Below are 266 nucleotides of genomic sequence, written 5' to 3' on the forward strand. Positions count from 1 at the left end.
GTCATTTGGGAGTCGACCTCAGAGAACCCGATTCTTGATCTCAGTTTGTTTAAGTCCCGTAACTTCACCATTGGTATTGTGAGTATCACATGCGCGTATTTATTTTACTCTGGAGCGATCGTCCTTATGCCGCAGTTACTCCAGGAAACGATGGGGTATAATGCGATATGGGCCGGACTTGCTTATGCGCCCATCGGCATCATGCCACTATTAATTTCACCTTTGATAGGACGTTATGGCAACAAAATAGACATGCGGGTGTTGGT

Annotated in this window: 1 pseudogene; it reads left to right on the forward strand. The window is 45.9% G+C overall.

The features are described 5' to 3' along the window. Nucleotides 1–266: pseudogene (locus R0J87_RS21100) on the forward strand (MFS transporter); the annotation flags it as partial.

It is taken from the genome of Halomonas sp. SIMBA_159 (assembly GCF_046536035.1).
Taxonomy (GTDB): domain Bacteria; phylum Pseudomonadota; class Gammaproteobacteria; order Pseudomonadales; family Halomonadaceae; genus Vreelandella; species Vreelandella venusta_A.